Origin of the sequence: Fibrobacter sp. UWB2 (genome assembly GCF_002210425.1) — a bacterium.
Classification (GTDB): Bacteria; Fibrobacterota; Fibrobacteria; order Fibrobacterales; family Fibrobacteraceae; genus Fibrobacter; species Fibrobacter elongatus.
In genome coordinates this window covers 181,653-204,194 of the sequence record NZ_MWQK01000006.1, presented here as the reverse complement: position 1 = coordinate 204,194, position 22,542 = coordinate 181,653, and the positions used below count along the sequence as shown (strand labels likewise).

Sequence of the window (22,542 nt, the reverse complement as noted above, 5' to 3'; positions counted from 1 at the left end):
TTAATGATAATTCCACATACTAATTCCGCGCACGTTCAATTCAGAATCCAGCAGAACGTAGCCGTCTTTGTTATAACCTTGTGCAAACAAGACAAAAACGGAATCCGTCATATTCTTTGTTGAAATTTCATAACGATTGAACAAAGCTAACGACGAATGGCACATATAGCTTGGAATGTCGGCTTCTTCCGATAAATTTTTGACGAGCCCATTCTTTACAACAAACAATTCATTATACGTACTCGTCAGGTCGCAATATGCAGAATCAAAGAAAAGGGTGGTAGAAACTTCGCAAAATGTCACACCATCCTGAAAGCTATATACCGGTTTCACGACAACATCTTTAGGCGAGGCTGCTCTACGTACTCCATCTTCTGATGTATCCATCATTCTCGTTTTCTTAAGATACAGCTTTATAATCTTGTCCTTAATCTCTTTCGAGAGGGAATCCGTAGTTTTTTCCGGCGAAATTTTCTCGACACGCGTCCCTTTTGGAACAGCCAACAGCGGAGGGTAGGTAGTGCCGTCCCAAGTATATCGAGACTGACGCGTGGAATCAAATTTAAGTTTGTTTTTTAAGGGTTTTGCTATCGAAACAAAACCGACTTCGCCACCGTGTGTCGCTTTTGATGGTTTTAAAGTTCCTGCATTGATATAATTCCCATCGGCATCAATAATCTGCCACGAGCTTTTCATTATCTGGTGGGTGCAGGCGCTTGAAGCGGAAAGTACTTCGCTTGCACTGTGACCCTCAATTAATGAATGGAATTTTTCAAAGAAGCAAGAGCTTGTCCAACCAGAATCTGTCCGTACAAAAGTCAAGCGGACTTTATCTTTAACTAATTTTTGATAAGAATCTACTTCCACAAACCCAATTGCGGTAAGTTCTTTTGCAGCCGCATAGAACGGCAAAAGTAAAACGAATAGACAAATAAAAAACTTGAACTTCATATCGCACAACATACAAAAGTCAAACAGTACGCGCAAGAGACTTCGCAAATACGCTCGCCGTTTTACCCAAAATTTGCGGAACTTGTTTTTCTCAAATTTTAATTGTATATTACCTTTAGCACCAGAAAGGGTGATGTTATTAGATCGCAGTCCGCGCAAGCGGGGCGGTCTTTATTTTTTAAGGGAGCAAAAATATGAACAGAATCAAACTTATCGGCATCAACACAGCAGGGGCAAAACGCTTGTGGTATGGGCCTGAAACGAAAATCGGTGTTTTCGCATCGAGAGACTTTGACGCAGATGATTATCGACTGGAGCAATGGGCCGCAGAAGCAGGGCGGTTCCACCAGTGCCTTGTGGGCACGTTCCATTCGGATGCGGAACGTCGTATTTTAGACATTGCGCTTGCGAACGGTGCATTTGCAGTCTGGATTCGCGGTTGCAACCTCCCCCACATTTACCGTAGCGCTGTTGAAAAAGCTATGGAAAACGACCACTTGCTGATGCTTTCGTGCTTCCACAGAAAGCACCACACAGAAGCGACGGCACGTTATTGCGTGCAATTGGTGTCCATGTGCACGAAAAAGCACACGTTCTTTTTGAACGAAAACGATTCGCTGCTAGAGCCGATTTATCGCAAAGTGGCTTGGCACCGCAACACGCAACTTTTCTACGGAGACCGATAGTCAAGCGTTCCCAGCGGCAAAAAAATCCGCACGCGTTTTAAAAATATATCTTTAAAATATGATCACACTTTTCAAAAAATCCATTTTCGTTTTAGCCATTTGCGGAGCTACCCTTTGCAGTTTCGCAGCCGATGTCAAACCGTACGTCAATGCAGACGCGCTCCCGAACGCGCTCAACTTCTACCCTGCACCGCCCGAAACAACATCTGTGCAATTCATGTATGACATTTCGCAATATATGTGGGGTAAGTCCATGCGCGCAGACTCCGCACGCGCCGCGCTCGCTATTGCCCAATCGACGCACAATCTAGAAGATATGGTCAAGATGTTCAGCGAACCATTCGGCATGGAAGTTTCAGCAACGAAAACACCCGCCATCATGAACGCCATTGAACGCGGAATCGCAACACTGCGCCAGGTGGGCAGAGTTCCCAAAAAACATTACAAGAGGCGTCGTCCATTTGACCGTTTCAACGAACCAACGCTCGTCCCCAAAGACGAAGAGACTTTGAGAAAGAACGGCTCATATCCGTCAGGGCATACAATTCTTGCATGGTCCATGGCTATGATACTTGTGGAAATCAACCCGGCTGCGCAAGACGCCTTGCTGAAGTACGCCTACGAATGGGGGCAGAGCCGAGTCATCGCAGGGTTCCATTGGCAAAGCGATGTGGACGCTTCGAAGATTCTTGTGTCGGCCGCATTTGCGAGTCTGCACAATAACGAGGCATTCCTCGCCGACATGAAAAAGGCCCGCGCCGAATTCAAGAAGTTATCTGCAAAGAAGAAATAATTTTACTCTTCTTTTCTGAAAAATCAAGTATATTAATAATGTGAACAGCATACTCCAGACATTGTCAAAACACAGAAGTGCCATAATGGGCTTTGCCATATTGTGGATTATGCTGTTTCATTTACGCGTTCCAACAGATATCGACATCATAGATTTTTTCAGGTCCGTCGGTTATGGAGGCGTAGACATTTTCTTATTCTTGTCCGGTTTCGGACTTTACTATTCCCTTTCAAGAAAAAACTTCGATTTAAAGAAATATTATAAGAGCCGTTTTTTCCGTATTCTTCCAGAATTTTGGATTGTGATTGGCGTTGTCTTTTTGGCGCAAATGGATTTTAGCACTAGGGCCATTTACCAATTGATATGCAAGGCAACGACACTGGGCTATTGGATTGGGTATCGTGACGAATCGTGGTTTATTTCTTGCATAGTGTTCCTATACGCAATATTCCCTGTTTACTTCAAGCTATTCAAAAAATACGGGTATAAAGCATCGTTCTATTTTATCGGAGCGGGGCTTTCTTTAATGCTAATCTACGCATTAACTTGTATTCTTTGCTATAACAACAAGAACTACGGGGGATTCATTATATTGACTTATGCAAGGCTCCCGATATTTTTCATAGGCGCAATTTTTGGGCATTGGGCAAAAGACGGATGCAATATCAGACTCACCAAAAAGCTAAAAACAATTGGATTGACGGCCGCGTTTATCGCCACCATTATTTTATTTCTATTCCAGACCTATTTTTTCTACGCCTTGCAAACTTGTTCCCTCGCCTATCTCCCCTACATTATCATAACTCCTGTTCTGTGTTTACTTCTTGCAAAATTTTTTGACAAATATAAAACCATTGATAAGATTTTTACCATCTTCGGGCTCATGTCATTAGAATTGTATTTGTGCCACATATTTATATACAAATTATTCTTTGATTTCATAGACTTTCTTGATAAAGATTCTTCGAACATTTTGACCATGCTAATTTCATTTTTTGCGGCATACCTCTTGTACATCGTCAATAAAAAAGTCCTGTCAAGAAGAACAAACATTAGAATCAGGCCTTAACGCAAAATCGCTTTTATTACATTTTAAAATATGAAAACGATAAAAGCACTTTTTCTTGCAACTGCAGCCTGTTTTTTGGCAACCGCCTGCACTACGTCTGCACCTGCGGACGCAAACACAAGCAATCCTACTCCAGGAAAGAACAATTCTTCGAGCGCAGACATAAAGAGCATCTACGATGCTGTTGAAGAATCCGGCAAATACACCACTAAAGATTCCGTAGCCGCCTACTTGTGCAAGTTCGACAAGTTGCCCTCTAATTACGTCAGTAAAGCCGAAGGCCAAAAGCTTTACGAATCCAAGACCGGCAAGATCTTCGAAAAGTGGAATTTCAACCCGTGGACAACAATCGGTGTGATGATTGGTGGTGACAAATTCAACAATTACGCATCCAACGCAAGCAACTATCATGCAACATTGCCCGAAGGTGCATATCACGAAGCCGATGTTGAATATTCGGCGAAGAATCGCGGCACCAAACGTCTCGTCTATCAAAGCGATTGCGTTATTTACTACACCGCAGATCATTACGAAACCTTTAGCAAGCTAGAAATCCAATAAATTTTCACAGAGAACCCTACCCCATTTCTTGAGGAGGACAAATGAAATTCAAACAGCTTTTGTGCGGGACGGCATTCGCGATTTCTGCAACCTCCGCGCTTGCAGCACAGAACATCATCGAGATTGACGATGCGCATCCGGGCGTTGTCATCAACAAGCAAAACATGATGGGCGCGGATCTCGCCATCTGGAACCCGCCCACGCGTTATTACGACATGACACCCGCTCTCGTCGATGGCGGCTACACGATTTTCCGTTTCCCGAACGGGAGCTTGAGCAATGACTACCACTGGAACGGCGCCGGCAAATACGATAGCACCGGACTCTGGACGCCAAGCGACACAGACTGGGCTCCAGGATTCCTCGGAGAAACGATTTACCGTGGCACGACCAAAGACAACTACGGATTCATCCGTCGCAGCCACCTTGCCGATGGCGACAAGAGCACCATGTGGTGGGGCGAAATTCTCGATCCGAAAGACCCGCCCTGGATTGTCATTGAATTCCCTGAAAAGAAAGACCTCGATTCCATCATCGTCGAATGGGGTAATCTCCGTCCGAAGTCTTTTGAACTTTCGTACTGGACGGACGAATATGCCGAATACCCGGGCGTTCACCAGAATCTCGAAAACAAGTTAAAGAGATGGGGTACGGTCAAGGTCACTAGCGGCGAAACAAAATACAAGTTTCCGACAACGCGCGCACGCTATGTGGCACTCCGATTTAAGACGACCGACTTGCCGTCTAAAGGCGTGCAAATCCGAGAAATGAAGCTTTATAGCGGCTCTGACGATTTGCTCGCGGGGAACGATTACAAGTTCTTCGCGATGTCCACGCGCAACGGCGACAAGCCGCGCACCGACTGGACCAACATCAAATGGCATTTCGAAGAATTCATGACCTACATTAACAAGCTCCCAAAACTTGTCAATGGTCAAAAAGCTCAAGCCGTCATTTGCGTCAACGCAGGCACCGGAACATCTAAGGAAGCAGCCGCCTGGGTGCGCTACGCCAACAAAGTCAAAAAGTACAACATCAAGCAATGGCAAATCGGCAACGAACTTGATGGCGAATGGGAAGAATCCGGTCCACTTTCGGCAAGGCAATATGCCGCACGCTTTATCGAATACGCCCGCGCCATGAAAGCTGTTGACCCTAGCATCATCATGCACGGCCCACTTCTCAGCACGCACAAGATGCAGCAAAAAGGCGCAGGTCTCATGGATGGCAAATACTGGATGGCAGAATTTTTGCGCATCGTCGGTGAAGCCGAAAAGGCCGATGGCAAGCGCTATCTCGATGTTGTCGACTTGCACACTTATCCGTACTGGGCACCGAACAACTTGAATGCCGCAGACATGCTCAAGGCAAGCCTCGATGTCGCTCACAACGCCGACACGCTCAACGCCTGGATGAACAAGTATCTCGAAGGCAAGCGCCGCGTATTCCTCTCGGAATTCAGCACCTCCGTACAAGGCTCTCAAATCTGGATGGACTACCCGCAAGCCGCTGGTATGGCAAATATTTTCGCACAATACGCCGTCCGCTTCGGCGACCGTTTCCAAGCACTCCCGTGGGATGCATTCGGCAACGTGTTTGAAGGTCCAGACCACACTTGGGGTACTATCAGCATGACCGCGCTTTTGAAAGAAGGTTCCTGGAACCGTTGGGCAAGCCTTGAACCTACTGCAGAATACTTCGGCGTCTACATGGCATTCAAGCGATTCCTCGAAAGCGGTTACGCCGTCGTTCCCGTCAAGAGCACTACAGAATCAGTCGTGCCTTACGCTATTTGCAAAGGCAACAGCTGCAACGTACTTCTCGTGAACCTCACCGACACCAAGCAAATTGTGCAGGTTGACCGCAAGAGCGAAAAGAAAAAGCCGAACAACGCACGCGTAGAAGTTGACGTGTTTGGTGCAGAACAATTCAAGTGGATTGGCGACCAGCGCGACGCTTACCCGTACCCGAAAATGGGGCCGAGCGGCCGCCGCATCGAAGGCAAGAATCGCGATATCGAAGTGCCGCCGTTTGGAACTGTCGTTGTCCGCATGAACCCGGCTCAGCAAGCTAACGCTCCCGAAGTTCTCGCCGCAGCACTCGAAAAGAAAGTCCTTGTCGTAGGCGATACGCTTGATCTCTTTGTGACCGCCGTGCAAGAAGGCGGCGAACTCGCCGGTGCAGAAGTTCAAATTAAGAAATGGGACAAGAATGGTCCGCTCACAGTTCAGGCAAAACCGGATGACAGCAAATGGAATTCTTCTATCGAAAGTTTCCACTTGCAAATTCCGCTCACCGAAAAAGTCTCGATCGGTAATAAGGAAATTAAAGTCACCATCACAGGCAAGAACAAAAAGCAGGCGTCGTTCAACATTCCGTTCCGCGTCCGTGGCGCATACCGCACCACAAGCGTGATGCAGAACTTCGACAACGGTTTAGACAACGTATCGTGGTTCCCGGTCGTGAATGGCGACAACGCGACATCAATGGATGCCAAGGTCTTTAACGGCAACCCGCCTCTCGGTGGCTACATCCGCCACGACTTCATCGTCGAGCAACCGCCTAATCTCGGTTGGCCGAACTACTCCGGAGCCTACTACAACGTGCCGGAAGAAATCAAAAATTCCGTCGGTATCGTTTTCGATTACGCCACATCGCACAACAATCCGCAGGGCTACATCGAACTGCAAATCATGTCGAGCCAGGTCGAAGACTATGACGAATTCATGGTACGCCTCAAGAACACTCGCGGCAACTGGGTTCGCGACACGCTCATCTGGGAAAACATGAAGCAGGAAGGTTGGGGCAAGACGATTCCGCAGCTCGACCCGACCAAGATCAAGAACTTCGCATTCCGCGCTCGCTACAGCGGCAAGGGATTCATCAACCTCGACAACATCTACTTGCTTGGAGAAAACGGTAAGGAAGTCCCGATGCCAAGAGGCCTGCGCAGATTGCGATAAGAATCCGCAATTCGAGACGTGTATGGTGATGCCGGCACAAAGGCCGACATGACATGAAAAAAAGACGCCGTCCTTGCGAAAAGCAGGGGCGGCGATTTTCATATTATGGATCCTATCGCCTTCGGCTCCAGGAGGACTAATTACGCGAGTTCATTCACGTGCTGAAGCACGAGCTTTTGTGCCGTACCATTGTACAAGACAGCGTCATAGTTTTCGCCATTCTTGCCCACGCGCGTTTCCGTCACAATGCCGTTCTGAGCGCCCGCTTCTGTCGGTTCAAAGAAAATCTTGCCAAGCACAGTCTTCTTTTCTTCCAAATAATTCTGGGCAACAAACCAATCGCGAATCGTCTTGAAATAAATTTTTTCGACATTTGAATTCTGCGGGAGCAAATCATTCAAACGTCTTGCAATTTCGCTGACCGGCACCGGAGATTCATCAGTCGGATAATTCTTGAGTTGGTCTTCGGTCACATGGAACTTTTCTTTTCCGCTACGAACCGATTCACCGGATTCTGCATAAGCCTTACGCTTCGCCAAGCGTTCATTAGCCTGAGCAACACATTTATCAATATTTTCTAGAATAAACTTTTGTGCATCGGCATTGCACTTTGTATAAACCGAATGGTGTCCACGGATATCCGCTTCGACCTTTGCAAAGCCAAGTTCTTCGCCACGTGGCGTCGGCAAGTTCAGTTCTTTACCTTTATCCCCTTCTTGCTTTAAAAGAATTCCTTCTCTCGAAAGAACTTCAGCAACGTCAGCGTACACAAGCGGCATCATTCCGCTTTCACGGGGAATCAAAAAATTCAGACGGCGAACAACACCCGAAACAGAAACTGGTTCATCAGAAATTTCAAACTTGGACAGCATTTCAGGAGTAAGAACAAGTTCCTCGGTAGCCAGTTCGCGCACTTGGCGGGGTTTCAAGACTTTTTGGGGTTTGGGAGCCAAAACTGTTCTTTCACGGCGTTCCATTACCGGCATCACTTTTTGCTTTAAATAATCAGCCACATAGGTAAGGCATTTGCTAATACGTTCCTGCTTACAAACATCCGTTTCCGGCAAAGTTTCCTCTGTCAGAGGATTCACCCCACAAGAAAGCTTTCGGAGATACATTTCGGCACGTTCAAGAATCTTAATTTCAGCTGGCATTTTAAATAATCCCTCATGAATCTTTTCAGACATACCCCAATATACATTTTATACACAAAAAAAGCCGATGCAGCTATTAACCGCACCGGCTTTACGCCTATACACCAAGTTTTTGTTTAAAATTTAGCCGTAAACAAAGCCAAGAACAATAGCTATTAGCGAAAAGATTACGACCTGCCTTAAAACAACGATGTCTTCTTTCTGCATAGTAAGTATCCTTTTTTGTTTTTCTGACTCTAAAATAGATTCTTAATAGGGGTACCGGACAGATGTAAGAAAAACATCATTTTTATAGAATTACAACGTGACAATAATCATATTGTCAATTCGTCAATAAAACTTAAAAAAAGACTATCCTTGTTCTTTGTAAAAAATCTATTTCATAATAGAGGGTTCACCATGCTAAACATAGACGAAATTGGCGATTACAGAGATCTACTGAAAAATTTCTTCGTGCAGAAGAAATTGGAATTTCCGCTATTTTCTTACAAAATGATGGGGCAAAAGCTCGGGCTCGAAACAAGCCAGGTTTTCCGTGTATTGAATAAGGAATCCCACCTCCCCGCGCAGAGTATCCCGCTCTCCAAAAAATTGCTCGGGCTCAAAGGCCGCGATGGAGAACTTTTTGAGATTTTGGTAGCGGCATCGCGCACAAAATCCAAAGCAAAAAAAGATAAGCTTTACAAGATGGCACTCGCATTGCAAGACGTGAGCCTCCGCAAACTGAATTCCAACGAAATTTTATTCCTCAGCCGCTGGTGGATACCCGTTGTCCGTTCGATTATCGAAATCAATGGCGGCAAGGCCGATGTCCACACCTTGATTAAGCAAATTACGCCCGCCGTTTCCGAGGACCAGGTGAAAGAAGCCATCCGAGTCTTGAAAGAACTAAAGATGATTACGCCGCTCGCCTCCGAGCGTTACGCCGTTTCGACCGTCAATTTTACATCGGCAGGAGCAACCAAGGTCACCGCCATTCGCAGTTATCAAAATCAGCTGCTGACGCTTGCGCAAAATGCGCTCGTCAACATTCCGCCGAGCGAGCGCAACATTTCATCAGTTCTCGCCTGCGTTGATGATGAATGTCTTGAAGATCTCGTCGAGATGACTTGCGAATTTCGCAGACAAGTTCAAAAACGCGTTGCCGAAGTTGCAGAGCCAAAGAAGGTCATGCAGTTCATTTTCTCGCTGTACCCGGTTGCCGATATTTCGGACAAAGAAACAACAAAAGAAAAAGCGAGGATAGCATGAAAAGATTATTAGCATCTCTATCCTGTGTATTACTATTCGCCTGCTCCTCGGAAAAGAATCTCGCAGGCGCTAGCACCGTTGAAACCGAAAACGCTTGCATCATCAACGTTGTAAACATCGATTCTAAACCGGCTGCCAACGTCGTCGCAAGGATCCGTCCGCTTTGGTACGTGGAAGGAGTTTCATCGGATTCCGCCGTCACGCAAAATAATATACAAGACGCAACATTAGAAGTCGCCGCAGATTCACTCGGCAACATCGTCATGGATTCCATCAACTTCGATAAAGGCTACATCGAAATCATTGATGGCAATTCCGGCGTTTTCCAAGCTATTGCCTCTAGCGACTTAAAGAAGAATAAATTAACAACCATGCAAATGGAAGAACTCGGTTCCGTCACCGGCAAGGCAGAGCTCCCTGAAGGAACCGACTACGCCTGGGTCCAGATTTACGGCACCGATAAAATCGTAAAGACCAACAAAGACGGCGAATTCACACTCGATTCACTCCCGCCCGCAAGCTACCAGATTCGAGCCATTTTGCCTGACGAACAAGAAACCATCGGCGAAGCCTCCATTACAATTTCTGCTGGCGAAAAGAACGATGTCCAAACGCTTGCAAAACCGACTCTCGAAAACGAACAATTAGAGCAATGGGCGCATGTCCGCACCATTCCGCTTGATTCTACAATCTCGGATTGGATGAAACCCATCGCAGAAACTACCGTTGTCTTTGTGCGATTAAACGAAACGAACTTCGATTTTAGCGAAGCCATGGACAACGGAAACGACATCCGATTCACCGACCAAAGCGGGAACCGACTCGCATTCAAGCGTGCTTTCTGGAACAGCACCACTCCAGACACTCCGCAGTCTGCAGAATTCCAAATCCGCATCGATGGCTCATCAAGCGTTGAAAACCTCGAAATGTACTGGGGCAAGACCGCCGCACTCGACGCAAGCGCAAGCAACGATATCTGGGCAAGCCTCCCCGACTCGCTCGTAAAAGCCATCCATTCCATCACGCTGATTGACTTCGAAAATCAAAAACTCGAATCCGCATTTGACTACGGCGACGGTCCGCGCGAATGGTACTTCCATCCACAAGACACAAACGTCACGACAACGCCCTCAAGCGAAAACATCCAGGACGCCTTTGAATCCAGCAAGGAACGTGGCGGCTACGTTTTCCATTGGAAGAGTTCATCCAAATCGCGAGGCAAGTGGTCGATGATCGGCTCACGCGTAAGCCGCGTCCCGTCTAGCCTAGAAGGCATCGATTCCATCGCATTCTACGCCAAAGGCAAGGGCGAGCTCGGTTTTGCGGTAGAAGTTCTCAACGAGCCGACCGGAAAAACAAAGTATGTGGACTATCTCGATTCCACTTGGAAACGCTTCAGCTTTACACCAAGCGATTTTGTCGAAGGCGATGGCGAGTTCGGGAATATGGGATGGGATTTCGTCAAGCCGCGCGTCACGACATTCACCATCTGGATTGTCGATGAAAGCGAAATGTGGATTGACGATGTTATTTTATACGGAGTAAACCGCGACAATTTTAATTAAAAGTGATTAGTGGTTAGACATCAAATATCCTTACCACTTTTTGCAAGGAAGGCAAGCAAAATAAAACAGCCTGCGACCACCCCAATCAAAGTCAAGTCCGAAAGTTCGCGCAATACCATGCGCAAAAGGCGCACCATCTGCGAACTTGCAAACGCATACCCCACGCTGCACAGCACCACGAACAGCACAAAGCGCCCAATGAACGGGATGCTTTTCGTGATGCGCTTGAAATAGTTATTGATGCAGGCGCCATAGAGCATCAAAAGCGTTGCAATCAGCCCGACCGAAATTGAATTCAAATGGGCTCTCAAAAAATTCGCGAACTGGTGAATATAAGGTTGCATAATTCCAATAAATTAGTGTAAGTCTCTTAGCAGTTCATCAAGCTGCTGTTCCACGTGCAATTTATCGCCATCGTTCATAACCATGCGAATCCGCTTGCCCGGGAAAAGCTCCGGAGCACAGGCGCCACGCTGATTTTCAATACGGCGTTTAGCATCGCTTTCGCTGAGGCCACGCAGCACCAGGCGTTCCAAGCGAACGCATTCAGGCGCATCGACAATCCAGATTTCGTCAAGCATTTTCACGAGCTCTGGCGCACGCGAGAAAAGCGCAGCCTCCACGAACCGGCACTTGTCCGCGACTCTCGTCAACTGCGTGGCACTTTCTTTAGGACAGTCCGCATCATTTCCGTTTGAAGAGTCCGCGGCCTCCCCTGCAAAAAATTCCGCCACGGCACGGTTCAAGTACGGGTAAACAATCTGCTCCAACTTCACGCGTGCATTAGCATCCGCAAAAACGCGGTCCGCAATCAGCGCACTATTCACGCCATCCGGCGTCAAGCATTCTTCGCCAAAATACGCAGCCATTTCAGCACGCAGTCCCGCCGAATCGCGGTAAAGTTCATGCACTTTGCAATCGGCATCAAGCACCTGGAAATTACGTGCACGCAGCAAGGCCCCGACAAAGGACTTGCCCGCACCTATCGACCCCGTAATTCCAATCTTCAGCATAACGCCACTACTCCGCGACCATTAAAAATCAACGTCCGAGCGAAATCAGGCACAAGCCAATGACCACGCCCAACATCGCAAAAAACTTCGTCTTGCTCTTGCGTTCCTTGAATATAAGAATTCCCGCCAAGAAGCTGATGAACACACTCGAACGACGCAGCACCGTAATGATAGAAATCAACGCATCCGAATCGCTCACCGCCAAAAAATAGCAACGGTCTGCGATGAGCAAGAGCGCCGCCACCGCCAAGAACGACCAACGGAACTGAAACGGAGTCGTCTTTTTACGCGTCGGGTACCACGTGAACATAGTCGTCAAGAACTGCACCACGCACATGTAAATGCTAAACCAGACCTGCACTGTCAACGGTTCAAAATTCATGCGCTGCAAAATCAGCTTATCGTAAATGCCGCTGCAAGCCGCCAAAATCGTCCCGAGGAGCATCGCCACGACCCAGCCGTTGCTAAAGAAATGCCCCATTTCCTTGCGACCCGCAAGCGAGAGTCCGATGTAAGAACAAACGCAAACCGCAATACCGATCCACTGCATCACCTGCGGGCGCTCGCCCAGGAATCCGACTGCGATCATGATTGTAAACAAAGGCGCAAGCGCACGAATCGTCGTCGAAATGCTGAGCGGCATGTGCGCAATCGCGCTGTACGTGAAAAGCCAGCTTCCGCCGACAATCACCGACTTGACCATCAAAAACAGGTGGTCATGCAAAGTCAGCGGCTCGCAATGCCCGGTCAAAAGCACCGGCAACATCAAAAGCGCGTAAAAAACGCTGCAGAGCAAAAGTACCGGACGGACAGCGTTATCCTGAACCGATTTCTTCTTAGCCAAGTCGTAAAAGCCAAGAAAAACTGCCGAAGCAAAAGCCAATATTAACCATGACATAACGCGCCAAATTTAAAAAATACCGCCCAATCTTTAAAGACTTTGCTATTATTTAATAAGAAACCAATCATAAAGGGGACTCAAAAATGAGCATTAAAAATAAAGCAGCTTCACTCATTGAAGAATTCAAGGCATTTGCCTTCAAGGGTAACATCGTCGACATGGCCATCGGTATCATCATCGGTGCCGCCTTCGGTAAAATCGTCAACTCCTTCGTGAACGACATCGTCATGCCGCTCGTCACTGCAGTCATTGCCAAGTGCGGCGGCCAGAACGCAGGCGAAGGCATCAAGACGCTCGTCTACACGACCTCCGAAGGCATCGCCATTCCGTACGGCACGTTCATCGGTGAAGTCCTGAACTTCCTCATCGTCGCATTCGCCGTTTTCCTCATGATGAAGAAATTCCTCGGTTTCATGCAGAACATGCGCAAGAAGAAAGAAGCTGAAGCAGCCGCAGCTCCGGCAGCACCTCCGGCACCGAGCGCCGAAGAAAAGCTCCTCACCGAAATTCGCGACCTCTTGAAGAACAAATAATTAAAAAGGGGGAAGTCTCCCCCTACCTCGCACGACGTTGCTCGCTACCCCTTCTAGCGGGGGCACCCCGCAACGCCCCGGTGCAAAAAACGCGCAACCCTTGCGCGTTTTTTTGTATTGTCATGCCCGCCTCCGAGCGGGCATCACCTTCTTGAAAGGAAATTCCCGCTTTCGCGGGAATGACATAAAGATTTAAATTTTCAACTCAAACATTGCATCCGCTTTAAACGGCAAATCTTCCGCCTGCGGCGTAGCAATCACAACCTGGCACTGCTTTTCGCGAATGAGCGAAGCGACTGCATCACGGCGGTTCACATCGAGCTCGGCGAAAATATCGTCCAAAAGCAGAATCGGCTTTGTCAGGTAGCGAGACGCCACATCAACCGCCGCAAATCGCATCGCGACCGCCGCTGAGCGGCATTGCCCCTGCGACCCGACAGAACGCATCTCGTAACCAGACGCACACAGAGCCAAATCATCACGGTGCGGCCCCGCCATTGTCATTCCCTGCAAGCGTTCTACGAATTCCAAATCCGCTAGTTTTCGCGCAAACGCATTCCGCAGCATTTCCTCGCTTACCGCATCCAAGCCATCCGCCGCGCTCCCGGCGACATTCCCGGAACCGTCCGCAGAACATTCCGCGCACTCCCCGCGAGCAATTTCAACAACACCTTCAGCAGCACCCGTCGCGCCCGATGGAATTTCATCCATCATCTTATCCGACAGCGGGTCCGCCGCATCTAGCGCATCAAGCGATTTCAGAATCGAGCTCTTGTAAGCGCAAGTGATTTCATCCACCCCGCCCGAAAGCTTGCGATAGTACCGCGTGATAATTTCCGAGACTTCTTTCGAAAGTGCAATTCGCGCCGCCCAAAGCTTTGCGCCAAGTTCAATCAGCTGTTGCGTCAGCACACGGAACAAGTCTTCGCCGCCAACCGCAGCGCCGTTCTGTTTGAACTCCTTAAGCCACTTGTTGCGCTGTTGCAACACGCGCTTGTAGCGGCGCAGCACAGAAGCATTTGCCGACGAGCGGTAACAGAGAATTTCATCGAGCCAATGCCTGCGCACGTCCGGCCCGCCACGCAAAAGTTCAATGTCCGAAGGTTGCATAATCACCGCCGGACACGTCCCGAAAAATGCAGTCGGAGACTTTAGCGTTTCACCGTTTTCACGAACCTCGCTCCCGCGAGAAAACACGCGAAGCGCTCGCATCCGCTCGCGCCCTTCGTCTTCAAATTCTCCACGCAGAATCAGCTCGTTCTGCTTCCATGTAATCAGTTCGCGCAAGTCACGCGACCGAAACGAGAATCCCTGCGCAAGCAAGTGAATCGATTCCAGAATCGTCGTCTTGCCGCAGCCATTCGGCCCGCAAATCACATTGATGTGAGCATCGAAGTTGCAGTCCATCGATTCTAGACTGCGCACCTTCGAAATGAACACTTTGGAAATCAAGGAATGTATCCTCTAAGTCCGATGGTAAACGGCGTCCAGATGCCCGCACGCGATTCATAGAGGAATGCATAATCCACTTCAATCGGGAACTTCTTGCGGCCTACGCGAATTTCAAACTTGTAGCCCGCACCGAACATCCAGTCCAAATCGTCCATACCCACGCGGAGCGTGCCGTTCGGGATGACTTCGCATTCAAAGCCCACGCGGCCCGTCCAAACATGGAGTTGCGGGTCAAACGCTAAAAGCGTATCGGCCACCTGATAGTCAAGCGCTTCCATCCAGGCGTGCACCGTCTTTCCCATAATCTGCGAACGGTAGCCAAGCCCAATCTGCAAGACCTTCGGGCGTACGCCTTCAGTAGAGGTGAGCGCATTGTTCTTGCTCGGGTTCTTCGTCCATTTTGCAGACAAATTACGGCTAAAGCTCAAGTTGCGGATAACAACAGAAGAAGACCACTTGTCGTTCCACTGGCGGAACCAGCTCAAGTTAATCGTCACGGGGCTACGGAATGAATCTTCCATATCATAGCCTTCGAAATACTGAGACACGTCAAGATTGTCATAGCTCATCGAAAGCGAGAGACCAAAGGCATCCTGACGGGTAGCACGGAACGCAAAGCCCAGGTAAAACATCGAGAAGAACGGGGCCGCCGTACCAAGCGTTTCGTCATCATCGTCAATCACATCAAATTCCGTATCGCCACGGTAGAGCATCGCAAAGCCAACGCCCATGCGCTTACCGACCTTGCCTTCAACGCCTAAGGCGCCACCAATACGGTTCAGGTCGCGCTTTTCGAAGTTCATCGTGATTCCAATGTTTTCACGGAATCCAAGCAAAGCCGGATTCCAATAAGCGGCCGGCATCGAGGCCGTATCCGCAGAACCCGTATTACCACGACCAAGTTCACGGACACCCGCGCCCATACGTTCTACAAAGCCGTCAAAGCCTCCAAGCTCGGACTTCTTTGTAAATCCAAGGGCCAACGCAGACGAAGCCAAAGTTCCAACAGCCAAGGCCGTAACGAGAAGATTTTTAAACATAATCATCTGAAGCTACCTCCAAGCGTCATCGCCTTGCCCCAGCCAATATGACCGTGATTATCCTTTACCCTGATATAGTAGACACCCATCGTGCAATCCTTGCCATGGTCATCACGACCATCCCAGAAATCTTCTTTCGGATTCGAGCTACGTACGGCATCGGCATTACGTACAGCATCTTTCACAATCGTACGCACCTTGCGCATGTCATAGCTGAAGACTTCAATCGTCACCTTCGATTCCTTGCCAACTTTATACGAAACAAGCGATTCTTCGCCCGGCGCAAGGATCACCGAAGGCACCATGCGGATTGAACCCAGGTTATTGCTAAGCCTAGCACGGTTCAAAAAAACATTCCAAGTTGCACCGGAGTCCGCCGACACGGAGATGCCGTTTCCTTCCGTCGCAATGGCAAGGCCCATCCTATTTTTGGAGAGCGGGAAAGCACACATCGACGTGATAATCATCTTACGGTCGGTGGCTCCTGTTTCATAGCCATACAGCCAATGGTTCTTGCCGTCATCATCCTGTTCCCACGCATGGGCGCCAAGGGAATCCAGCTTAAGGTAACCACTGCTGTTTCGGCTACCCACGGCACGGACCAGAACATACGCAGTCTTACCGATAAAGGCGACATCGCCCACCGTGTAATCAGATTCGTCGTAAATGTCCTTCTTTTGCACCTTGCCTGCAGTGTCCAAAAAATCCACCTTGGCAAAATCGCTAGTCTTGTTGCCGTAAATGCGCCAAAGGGCGCCCACCACGTTGTCGTCCTTTTTATAGCCCGTTTCAGCGATAATCTGGAGCGGAGAGCCGCCCATCCAAAGTCCTGTCACGCGAGAATCCTTGAGATTCTTGGAGATGTTTTTAAGACCGCTCGAAGTATTCACCCAAATGCCCTTGGCCGTCGCGAGCCAAAGTTCGCCCGTTTCCGGATGCAGGCGGACATCGAAAACTTCAGGATTGTTTTCCAAATCCAGCTGAGCATTGTCCTTAAGCTTTTCTAGCTTGTTCGTCTTCGTATTCAGGACAAACGTTGTATCCGTATTCTTTTTTCCGGATATATCATGGACCATCACGCCCAAGGCACCGCGAGCAATCCACAGTCGCTTTGCGGTAGAGTCATAGGCAAAGCCAGTCATGGCGTACTGCATCGGCTTTTCCAAGTCATCAGCCGCAGCAGGGGCTTCCACCGGATTTTCAATAACGCTATTCAGGTCGCGGATATTAAAATACCCTGCAGGCTGCATAAAGCGGTCGTTATTGTCCATCGCATACATCGGAAGCACAAATCCAAGCTTCGAATCCGTATAAATTGCAGGGACACGTCTACGTTCCGCAAGGTCATCGTCAAATAGGCCCGTCTGAACCGCAGTGAGCGTATCCGAGACCTGAGCCTGCCCGGTCGATTCCACCGACACAAAGCCCTTATCCGAAACATTAAAGTTCAGGCGCGTCACGCCGCTATACGTATTGTCATGGGAAAACGCCCAAAGCGTTCCATTTGAACCGCCCGGGGCAATAGCATACACGCAGTTGCCGAACAGCGTTTCGCCTGCAAAAGCGGTTCCGCACAGAGCCATCCCCGCTATAATCTTTTTCATCGAGCCCAATTTCACAAGCTACCTCATATCGATTTCGTCAACACCCGCAACAGGCTTGTACTTGAAATCATCGTTAGAAACTTTCTTCACCACTTTCATATCGATAATGCCGTACCACGTCGCATTCCCCGCCGGATCTTCCGTAAAAAGGCGCACCGGGGAATAATCCTTCTTGGATAGCCATACTTCCATCTTGGTAAACTGGCCCGCATATTTCGACGGATCGAGTTTTAAGACCCAGAGCTTTTGCCCTGCAAACTCACCCTCGCCCATTTCGAGCACCTTGCAGTTCAGGTACTTAAACAAAAGTTCGGACGGATGAAGCGAACTTGACAAGTCCTCCACCGCCTTGATAAGCACCTGCTTCTGTTCCACATTCCATTGCCAAAGGCTCTCGCCATCGCTATAGAACTTGATTCCAAGCAGGTCCAGCTTGAACTTGTCCCCTTCGGCAACCACGAGGCTACCCGACTGCGTCTGGACATCCGGAGAATCCACCTGAAAAACCTGCGCCCTGAAATTAAGGCTCCACGCCTTGCCCGACTTGAACCAAGCCTTGGACTTGTCCAAAACCTGGTCCGCCGTCAACGCAAAAACACCCTGCACCAAGGCAAGCGATAAAAAAACAAAAAAACGGGGGGAAAATTTCATATCCACCTCTGTTAAAGACGTTATTAAATTTACAAAACTAGAGCCCGTAAAACTTTGCGTATCCGTATTTTTGGGGTTCATGTCACAAAACATTGGTCTTACAGCCGAGATATTTCTATCTTTTGCTCGTAAAATTCAAACAAATCTTTTTGGAAGGATTGTATGCGTAAACTCATTTTGCCGATCGCCCTTGCCGCAACCGGTTTTGCCATGGCCGCCGACGTCGAAATCCACGGAAACGTCGATTTTGACTTTGCCAGCTATTTCGACAAGGATTTTGACCCCACCAACGCCGCAAACCAGGACATCGACTTGTCTGTGACGGCAAATCTCGACGAAAATGTTTCTGTGACCGTTTTCACGAACACCAAGAGCAACATCACGAACTCCGACCAGGCTTCCGAAATCCGTCACGGCCTTCCGCGTTCAACAGCAATCACAAGCGATAAGGACCGCTACACCGCATTCAACTTTGACGGTGTCGAACTCCGCTGGAAGCCGTTCCAGGACGTAAGCTTCATCTTCGGTGACTTGACTTACAACGCAGGTACTTTCAACTATTACTTCTGGCGCGACCCGAGCCGTTATGCGGCAATTTCCCGCGACCAGAGCATCCGCGGTTTCGGTGTCGAAGTCGGCAACCAGAAGTTTGGCGATGGCAAGTTCTACATCGGCGCAACGGACGACAGCAAGGCATCCATCGCCGTATTCGGTACTTATGCCCTCAAGCTTTTGAACCGTCCGGACGAACACTTGACCATCACCCCGAGCGTAGACTGGGTTTTCGGTTCTGAAGTTGGCCGTGGTTACACCTACTTCTTCGGCACAGAACTTGACTACTCCAAGAGCCTCGACATCCTCAACTACAGCGTTTACGCCGTCTACGGTCTCCACCCGTACAAGGGCGACGCCGTCCACTCCTTCCTCGTGGAACCGAGCCTCAACTACGACATCTTCAACTTGGGCTTCAGCTACTACTACGCTATCGTGAACAAGGGCGAAGACTACAAGGCAGCAGACCAGATCTTCACGGATGACCAGATGCTCTTCGCTATCGAACCGAGCTTCAACATCACAAAGAAGTTCGCACTTGGCGTAAGCTTTGAATACCACGATCCGGATGCCGAAGTCAGCAAGGACGAATTCAAGTTCCTCGGCATGAACTTCTACCTCTACCCGACACTCAATACGAATGTGACGTTCTGGTTCGGCTACAACTTCAGCAAGGACAAGAACCCGGTCGTCGGCGAAGCTACCAAGTTCTCCCTTGGTATGAGCGCCCACGCAGATTTCTAGTATTTGTCATGCCCGCCTCCGAGCGGGCATCGCCCTCTTGAAAACGTTTTAGCTCCCCGGTAAACGCCGGGGATTTTTTTTGTATGGCGAGACTTTACTGGACCTTTCGCCCCTAACGGGTCTCAAGGTGACGGAGGCAGCGCAAACAATCTTACCGCACGCACAAAAAAAGACCCGCCGCGCATCCGCGCGGCGAGCCCTTAGCAATTCTTTAAATTCCGTTATGAATTAGTGACCGAGGTACTTTCTGCCTTCGCTATATTCATCCTTGTACTGGATGTAGTCCGGAACGAAGCCCTTCGGGTAAGAGAAGCTGACATTCACAGAGCACTGGAATTCGTTCATCAACTTGCCCTTGCCCTTGAACTTCTTCTGCTTCTTTTCAATCTTTTCGTCGCCCTTCTTGCCAACGAGAACTTCGGCTTCGCACCAACCCGTATTACCCTTGGCATAGACTTCCTTGCCATCGGTAGAGACGAGCTTGATCTTGGACGGATCGAGATCAGTGTTGTTACCCGTCGTTGCCCAGAACTGGAGTTCGCAAGAGAAACCATTCTTGGACGGCTTGATGCTCGGGAGAGCCATCACGTAGCCCCACTTGTCCACGAGATGCTTACCGCTCAAATCCGGAATGTTTTCACCGAAGATGAGGAAGTAGCCACGAGTAGTCTTACGGCTCTTGTTCAAGGCCGTCTGGACGTCCTGATTCGTCGGAGCCATAGCTTCCATGCGGAGGAGCATGTATTCCTTCACGACCGGATCGTCTTCGGAATTAGCTTCCGGAAGGTTACGAGCAACATAAAGCTTTTCGGTTTCTTCGCGGATGCTCTTGATGGCTGCTTCACCAACGTGGCGGGTCTTTGCAACCTTTTCAGCAGAGTCAATCTTTGCGAAAGCGTTGATAATCGTAGCGAAGTCAACACCTTCCTGTGCGGCCTGGCGCTTACCGATTTCGCCGAGCGTCTTCACGTATTCTTCAATAGTAGCGTCTTCCTTGACATTCGGGATATTGGTTGTAGCCTTGTCAAAGTAGTTGTTGATAAGGTCGCTGCTCAAGTCCTTCTTGGATTCCATATCACCCGCACGCACAAGAGCGAGGGTGAAGTTGTCAAAGAATTCATCGGACATCTTGCCCTTCTTCTTTGCTTCAATATAGGAGTTGATGGCATTGCGGAAACGGCCTTCCTTAAGGTGTTCGTCGCCGCGCTTTTCGTTCGTACCCTTACAGCCAGTCACCGTCAGGGCGACGGCAGTAGCCAAAGCAGCAATGAAAATCTTCTTCATTTTGTATCCTTCAGATGAAGTTATTTTAGAAAACGTTGAAAAGGACGCTTTATTACGAAAAAAAATAAGATACACCCTTTCGATTGAAATTTAAATAAATAAATTTATACATACCTATTTTTGTAGGTAAATTTTTATTTGGAGTGTATAAAAACCAATGAATATACTCGTCGTAACTCCAGAAGCGGGGAACTGGAAGGTACCGAGCCCCCTCGCAACCGCAGTCAACTGCATGACACAGGCATTCGCCAATGCCGGGTCCCAGGTTGTAACCTGCTCGCCATTCTATAAGGACCACATTATAGATTCCGACAAGTATCATTGTGTTTTCAAAGGCGTCGAAGCATTACAGAACAAGCCGTTCGAAGTCTGGCGTTCCGATGACGACCCGCTCCACACCTATATATATAACGAGGAATATTTCGGCAGGCCCTACGTTTACGGACCGCCGCACTCGCTCCCCTACAGTGACAACCACCTGAGATTCGCCATGTTCGCCTCGGCCGTGCTCACGTACTGCACCCAGAGCAACTTCGAGTTTCAAGCCATTCTCGGCCACGAATGGGGCGGCGCCCTCGTCGGAGCCCTCTGCCATACGGTCTACCAAGAGGCGTTCCACAATATTCCGTTCTTCTTCAACGTCCATAACATCACTTACGACTTCCATGTGCAGCCGAGCGAAATCGAAAAAATCGGCCTCCCGCGCAAGGACTTCAATATGGACGGCTACGAGTTCTGGGGCAAGGTCAGCCTCCTCAAGGCGGGCATTTTGTACGCCAACAAGGTGCTGTTCCCGTCGTCGGGCTACCGCGACGCCATGCTCAACACGAACCTCCCCGGTGGACTCAGCGGATTCTTGAACCGCAATAGCGAAAAGCTCCTCGGCATCCAGTTCGGCGTGAACTACAAGTTCTGGGACTTCAACGACGAAGCGAAGCGCCCCATCAAGGAAGCAAAGCGTAACGCGAAGGCGAGCCTCGGGCGCCAGTTCGGCATGGACCTTACGAACAAGCTGATTATCTACAGCCACATGGACATGGATTCGGGCAACGCTTCCGAAACGCTTGCGACAATCCTTTCGGACATCGCCAAGGAGAACGCCCTCATCATCGTGGGCATTCCGCCGGAGCACCCCGAATGGAATTACTACCAGGAAGTCGCTAACCAGTACGGCAACTTCATCCGCATCCTCCAGTTCGATTCCGAAGAAGCGAACAACAGAGAAAAATTGCGCGACACGCTCGCCGCATCGGACCTTCTGTTTGCAGCTAACCTGCAAGAGCCGTCCGCCTCGATCATCCTCAAGGCCATGGCCGCAGGCACGCTCCCGCTCACGGGCCGTAACGTCGGCATTGCAAGCATGCTCACCGACTACACGCTCGAAACCGCAGGCGAAGCAAACGCATTCCTCGTCGATGACGCGAACGCTCCGCACCAGATGTTGCGCCGCATCAAAGACGCCATCACTGTGTACAACACGGAAGTCGCCGATTGGGACAAATGCGTTGTAAATGCCTATAGCGGATTCCACTATGAGTGGGCAAAGACAATTTCAAAATATTTACTAATTTTGGGTGAGCTGGGGCTTTAGCTCAATCGGTTAGAGCAGCGGACTCATAACCCGTTGGTTCCCGGTTCAAGTCCGGGAGGCCCCACTAATAGCGCTATCTCACAAGATGGCGCTATTTTTTTATTCTGAAAAACACAGACAATTTTATTCGTTTCCTAAAGTACACAAGAATCTTTACTCTTTTTTCGCCCCATGGAAAATTTGA

At 49.1% G+C, this 22,542-nt stretch carries 20 protein-coding genes and 1 tRNA gene; 11 read left to right on the top strand and 10 right to left on the bottom strand.

Annotated features, from left to right (window positions below):
* Complete coding sequence (locus B7982_RS13000) at nucleotides 1-951, bottom strand: hypothetical protein (protein WP_144065970.1); 951 nt, start codon at nucleotides 949-951, stop codon at nucleotides 1-3.
* A gap of 194 nt (nucleotides 952-1,145) precedes the next feature.
* Between B7982_RS13000 and B7982_RS12995 the strand changes: the two genes are divergently transcribed.
* The 5 genes from B7982_RS12995 (at nucleotide 1,146) to B7982_RS12975 (ending at nucleotide 7,023) form a co-directional block, all read left to right on the top strand.
* Nucleotides 1,146-1,637, top strand: coding sequence for a hypothetical protein (locus B7982_RS12995; RefSeq protein WP_088661120.1), 492 nt, complete (start codon nucleotides 1,146-1,148; stop codon nucleotides 1,635-1,637).
* Between the two features lie 58 nt (nucleotides 1,638-1,695).
* Nucleotides 1,696-2,430: a phosphatase PAP2 family protein gene (locus B7982_RS12990; RefSeq protein ID WP_088661119.1), complete on the top strand. Its 735-nt coding sequence runs from the start codon at nucleotides 1,696-1,698 to the stop codon at nucleotides 2,428-2,430.
* 85 nt (nucleotides 2,431-2,515) lie between these two features.
* Nucleotides 2,516-3,499, top strand: a complete 984-nt coding sequence (locus tag B7982_RS12985; RefSeq protein ID WP_088661118.1) for an acyltransferase — start codon at nucleotides 2,516-2,518, stop codon at nucleotides 3,497-3,499.
* A gap of 30 nt (nucleotides 3,500-3,529) precedes the next feature.
* Nucleotides 3,530-4,060: a ribonuclease domain-containing protein gene (locus B7982_RS12980; protein WP_088661117.1), complete on the top strand. Its 531-nt coding sequence runs from the start codon at nucleotides 3,530-3,532 to the stop codon at nucleotides 4,058-4,060.
* Between the two features lie 41 nt (nucleotides 4,061-4,101).
* Nucleotides 4,102-7,023 (top strand): glycoside hydrolase family 44 protein, encoded by a 2,922-nt coding sequence (locus B7982_RS12975; protein ID WP_088661116.1) that lies wholly within the window; start codon nucleotides 4,102-4,104, stop codon nucleotides 7,021-7,023.
* Nucleotides 7,024-7,163: 140 nt separating this feature from the next.
* On the opposite strand, the gene B7982_RS12970 is transcribed toward B7982_RS12975, so the two are convergent.
* Complete coding sequence (locus B7982_RS12970; protein WP_233138553.1) at nucleotides 7,164-8,177, bottom strand: hypothetical protein; 1,014 nt, start codon at nucleotides 8,175-8,177, stop codon at nucleotides 7,164-7,166.
* Between the two features lie 399 nt (nucleotides 8,178-8,576).
* Here B7982_RS12970 and B7982_RS12965 point away from each other — a divergent pair, with 399 nt between their 5' ends.
* Nucleotides 8,577-9,428: a DUF4423 domain-containing protein gene (locus B7982_RS12965; protein ID WP_088661114.1), complete on the top strand. Its 852-nt coding sequence runs from the start codon at nucleotides 8,577-8,579 to the stop codon at nucleotides 9,426-9,428.
* The gene (locus tag B7982_RS12960) at nucleotides 9,425-10,993 is read left to right on the top strand and encodes a carboxypeptidase-like regulatory domain-containing protein (RefSeq protein WP_088661113.1); all 1,569 of its coding nucleotides are present in this window, start codon (nucleotides 9,425-9,427) and stop codon (nucleotides 10,991-10,993) included. Before B7982_RS12965 ends, B7982_RS12960 begins: the two co-directional genes overlap by 4 nt.
* A gap of 20 nt (nucleotides 10,994-11,013) precedes the next feature.
* Here B7982_RS12960 and B7982_RS12955 read toward each other — a convergent pair whose 3' ends face one another.
* Genes B7982_RS12955 through B7982_RS12945 form a run of 3 tightly spaced genes read right to left on the bottom strand, consistent with a single transcriptional unit; the run spans nucleotide 11,014 to nucleotide 12,904 of the window.
* A complete protein-coding gene (locus tag B7982_RS12955; RefSeq protein WP_088661112.1) occupies nucleotides 11,014-11,337 on the bottom strand; it encodes a DUF3392 family protein in 324 nt (107 codons plus the stop codon).
* A gap of 12 nt (nucleotides 11,338-11,349) precedes the next feature.
* A complete protein-coding gene (locus B7982_RS12950; protein ID WP_088661111.1) occupies nucleotides 11,350-12,006 on the bottom strand; it encodes a dephospho-CoA kinase in 657 nt (218 codons plus the stop codon).
* A gap of 28 nt (nucleotides 12,007-12,034) precedes the next feature.
* Nucleotides 12,035-12,904 (bottom strand): DMT family transporter, encoded by an 870-nt coding sequence (locus tag B7982_RS12945; protein ID WP_088661110.1) that lies wholly within the window; start codon nucleotides 12,902-12,904, stop codon nucleotides 12,035-12,037.
* Nucleotides 12,905-12,990: 86 nt separating this feature from the next.
* Between B7982_RS12945 and mscL the strand changes: the two genes are divergently transcribed.
* Nucleotides 12,991-13,440 (top strand): large-conductance mechanosensitive channel protein MscL, encoded by a 450-nt coding sequence (gene mscL / locus B7982_RS12940; RefSeq protein WP_014546726.1) that lies wholly within the window; start codon nucleotides 12,991-12,993, stop codon nucleotides 13,438-13,440.
* Nucleotides 13,441-13,632: 192 nt separating this feature from the next.
* Here mscL and B7982_RS12935 read toward each other — a convergent pair whose 3' ends face one another.
* From B7982_RS12935 to B7982_RS12920, 4 genes are read right to left on the bottom strand one after another with little or no spacing between them, the layout of a single operon-like run.
* Nucleotides 13,633-14,880: a DNA replication/repair protein RecF gene (locus B7982_RS12935; RefSeq protein WP_233138552.1), complete on the bottom strand. Its 1,248-nt coding sequence runs from the start codon at nucleotides 14,878-14,880 to the stop codon at nucleotides 13,633-13,635.
* Between the two features lie 8 nt (nucleotides 14,881-14,888).
* Nucleotides 14,889-15,938, bottom strand: coding sequence for a hypothetical protein (locus B7982_RS12930; protein ID WP_088661108.1), 1,050 nt, complete (start codon nucleotides 15,936-15,938; stop codon nucleotides 14,889-14,891).
* Nucleotides 15,935-17,536: a hypothetical protein gene (locus tag B7982_RS12925; protein WP_233138551.1), complete on the bottom strand. Its 1,602-nt coding sequence runs from the start codon at nucleotides 17,534-17,536 to the stop codon at nucleotides 15,935-15,937. The genes B7982_RS12930 and B7982_RS12925 overlap by 4 nt, the downstream gene beginning before the upstream one ends.
* An 18-nt stretch (nucleotides 17,537-17,554) precedes the next feature.
* A complete protein-coding gene (locus B7982_RS12920; RefSeq protein ID WP_088661106.1) occupies nucleotides 17,555-18,187 on the bottom strand; it encodes an outer membrane lipoprotein carrier protein LolA in 633 nt (210 codons plus the stop codon).
* A 162-nt stretch (nucleotides 18,188-18,349) separates the two neighbouring features.
* On the opposite strand from B7982_RS12920, the gene B7982_RS12915 reads away from it, so the two are divergent.
* On the top strand, nucleotides 18,350-19,483 hold the full coding sequence (locus tag B7982_RS12915) for a hypothetical protein (protein WP_088661105.1): 1,134 nt from the start codon (nucleotides 18,350-18,352) through the stop codon (nucleotides 19,481-19,483).
* Nucleotides 19,484-19,711: 228 nt separating this feature from the next.
* Here the strand turns inward: B7982_RS12915 and B7982_RS12910 are convergent, their stop codons facing one another.
* Nucleotides 19,712-20,767, bottom strand: a complete 1,056-nt coding sequence (locus B7982_RS12910; protein ID WP_088661104.1) for a hypothetical protein — start codon at nucleotides 20,765-20,767, stop codon at nucleotides 19,712-19,714.
* Nucleotides 20,768-20,924: 157 nt separating this feature from the next.
* On the opposite strand from B7982_RS12910, the gene B7982_RS12905 reads away from it, so the two are divergent.
* Both B7982_RS12905 and B7982_RS12900 read left to right on the top strand, forming a co-directional pair.
* Complete coding sequence (locus tag B7982_RS12905) at nucleotides 20,925-22,358, top strand: glycogen synthase (RefSeq protein WP_088661103.1); 1,434 nt, start codon at nucleotides 20,925-20,927, stop codon at nucleotides 22,356-22,358.
* Nucleotides 22,349-22,422 (top strand) — tRNA-Ile (locus B7982_RS12900). Before B7982_RS12905 ends, B7982_RS12900 begins: the two co-directional genes overlap by 10 nt.
* Nucleotides 22,423-22,542 lie beyond the last annotated feature (120 nt).

Bases quoted from the DNA above. Each gene is read 5' to 3' on its own strand.
- B7982_RS13000 (WP_144065970.1), bottom strand. From the start codon at position 951: ATGAAGTTCAAGTTTTTTATTTGTCTATTCGTTTTACTTTTGCCGTTC.
- B7982_RS12995 (WP_088661120.1), top strand. From the start codon at position 1,146: ATGAACAGAATCAAACTTATCGGCATCAACACAGCAGGGGCAAAACGC.
- B7982_RS12990 (WP_088661119.1), top strand. From the start codon at position 1,696: ATGATCACACTTTTCAAAAAATCCATTTTCGTTTTAGCCATTTGCGGA.
- B7982_RS12985 (WP_088661118.1), top strand. From the start codon at position 2,516: ATGGGCTTTGCCATATTGTGGATTATGCTGTTTCATTTACGCGTTCCA.
- B7982_RS12980 (WP_088661117.1), top strand. From the start codon at position 3,530: ATGAAAACGATAAAAGCACTTTTTCTTGCAACTGCAGCCTGTTTTTTG.
- B7982_RS12975 (WP_088661116.1), top strand. From the start codon at position 4,102: ATGAAATTCAAACAGCTTTTGTGCGGGACGGCATTCGCGATTTCTGCA.
- B7982_RS12970 (WP_233138553.1), bottom strand. From the start codon at position 8,177: ATGCCAGCTGAAATTAAGATTCTTGAACGTGCCGAAATGTATCTCCGA.
- B7982_RS12965 (WP_088661114.1), top strand. From the start codon at position 8,577: ATGCTAAACATAGACGAAATTGGCGATTACAGAGATCTACTGAAAAAT.
- B7982_RS12960 (WP_088661113.1), top strand. From the start codon at position 9,425: ATGAAAAGATTATTAGCATCTCTATCCTGTGTATTACTATTCGCCTGC.
- B7982_RS12955 (WP_088661112.1), bottom strand. From the start codon at position 11,337: ATGCAACCTTATATTCACCAGTTCGCGAATTTTTTGAGAGCCCATTTG.
- B7982_RS12950 (WP_088661111.1), bottom strand. From the start codon at position 12,006: ATGCTGAAGATTGGAATTACGGGGTCGATAGGTGCGGGCAAGTCCTTT.
- B7982_RS12945 (WP_088661110.1), bottom strand. From the start codon at position 12,904: ATGTCATGGTTAATATTGGCTTTTGCTTCGGCAGTTTTTCTTGGCTTT.
- mscL (WP_014546726.1), top strand. From the start codon at position 12,991: ATGAGCATTAAAAATAAAGCAGCTTCACTCATTGAAGAATTCAAGGCA.
- B7982_RS12930 (WP_088661108.1), bottom strand. From the start codon at position 15,938: ATGATTATGTTTAAAAATCTTCTCGTTACGGCCTTGGCTGTTGGAACT.
- B7982_RS12925 (WP_233138551.1), bottom strand. From the start codon at position 17,536: ATGAAAAAGATTATAGCGGGGATGGCTCTGTGCGGAACCGCTTTTGCA.
- B7982_RS12920 (WP_088661106.1), bottom strand. From the start codon at position 18,187: ATGAAATTTTCCCCCCGTTTTTTTGTTTTTTTATCGCTTGCCTTGGTG.
- B7982_RS12915 (WP_088661105.1), top strand. From the start codon at position 18,350: ATGCGTAAACTCATTTTGCCGATCGCCCTTGCCGCAACCGGTTTTGCC.
- B7982_RS12910 (WP_088661104.1), bottom strand. From the start codon at position 20,767: ATGAAGAAGATTTTCATTGCTGCTTTGGCTACTGCCGTCGCCCTGACG.
- B7982_RS12905 (WP_088661103.1), top strand. From the start codon at position 20,925: ATGAATATACTCGTCGTAACTCCAGAAGCGGGGAACTGGAAGGTACCG.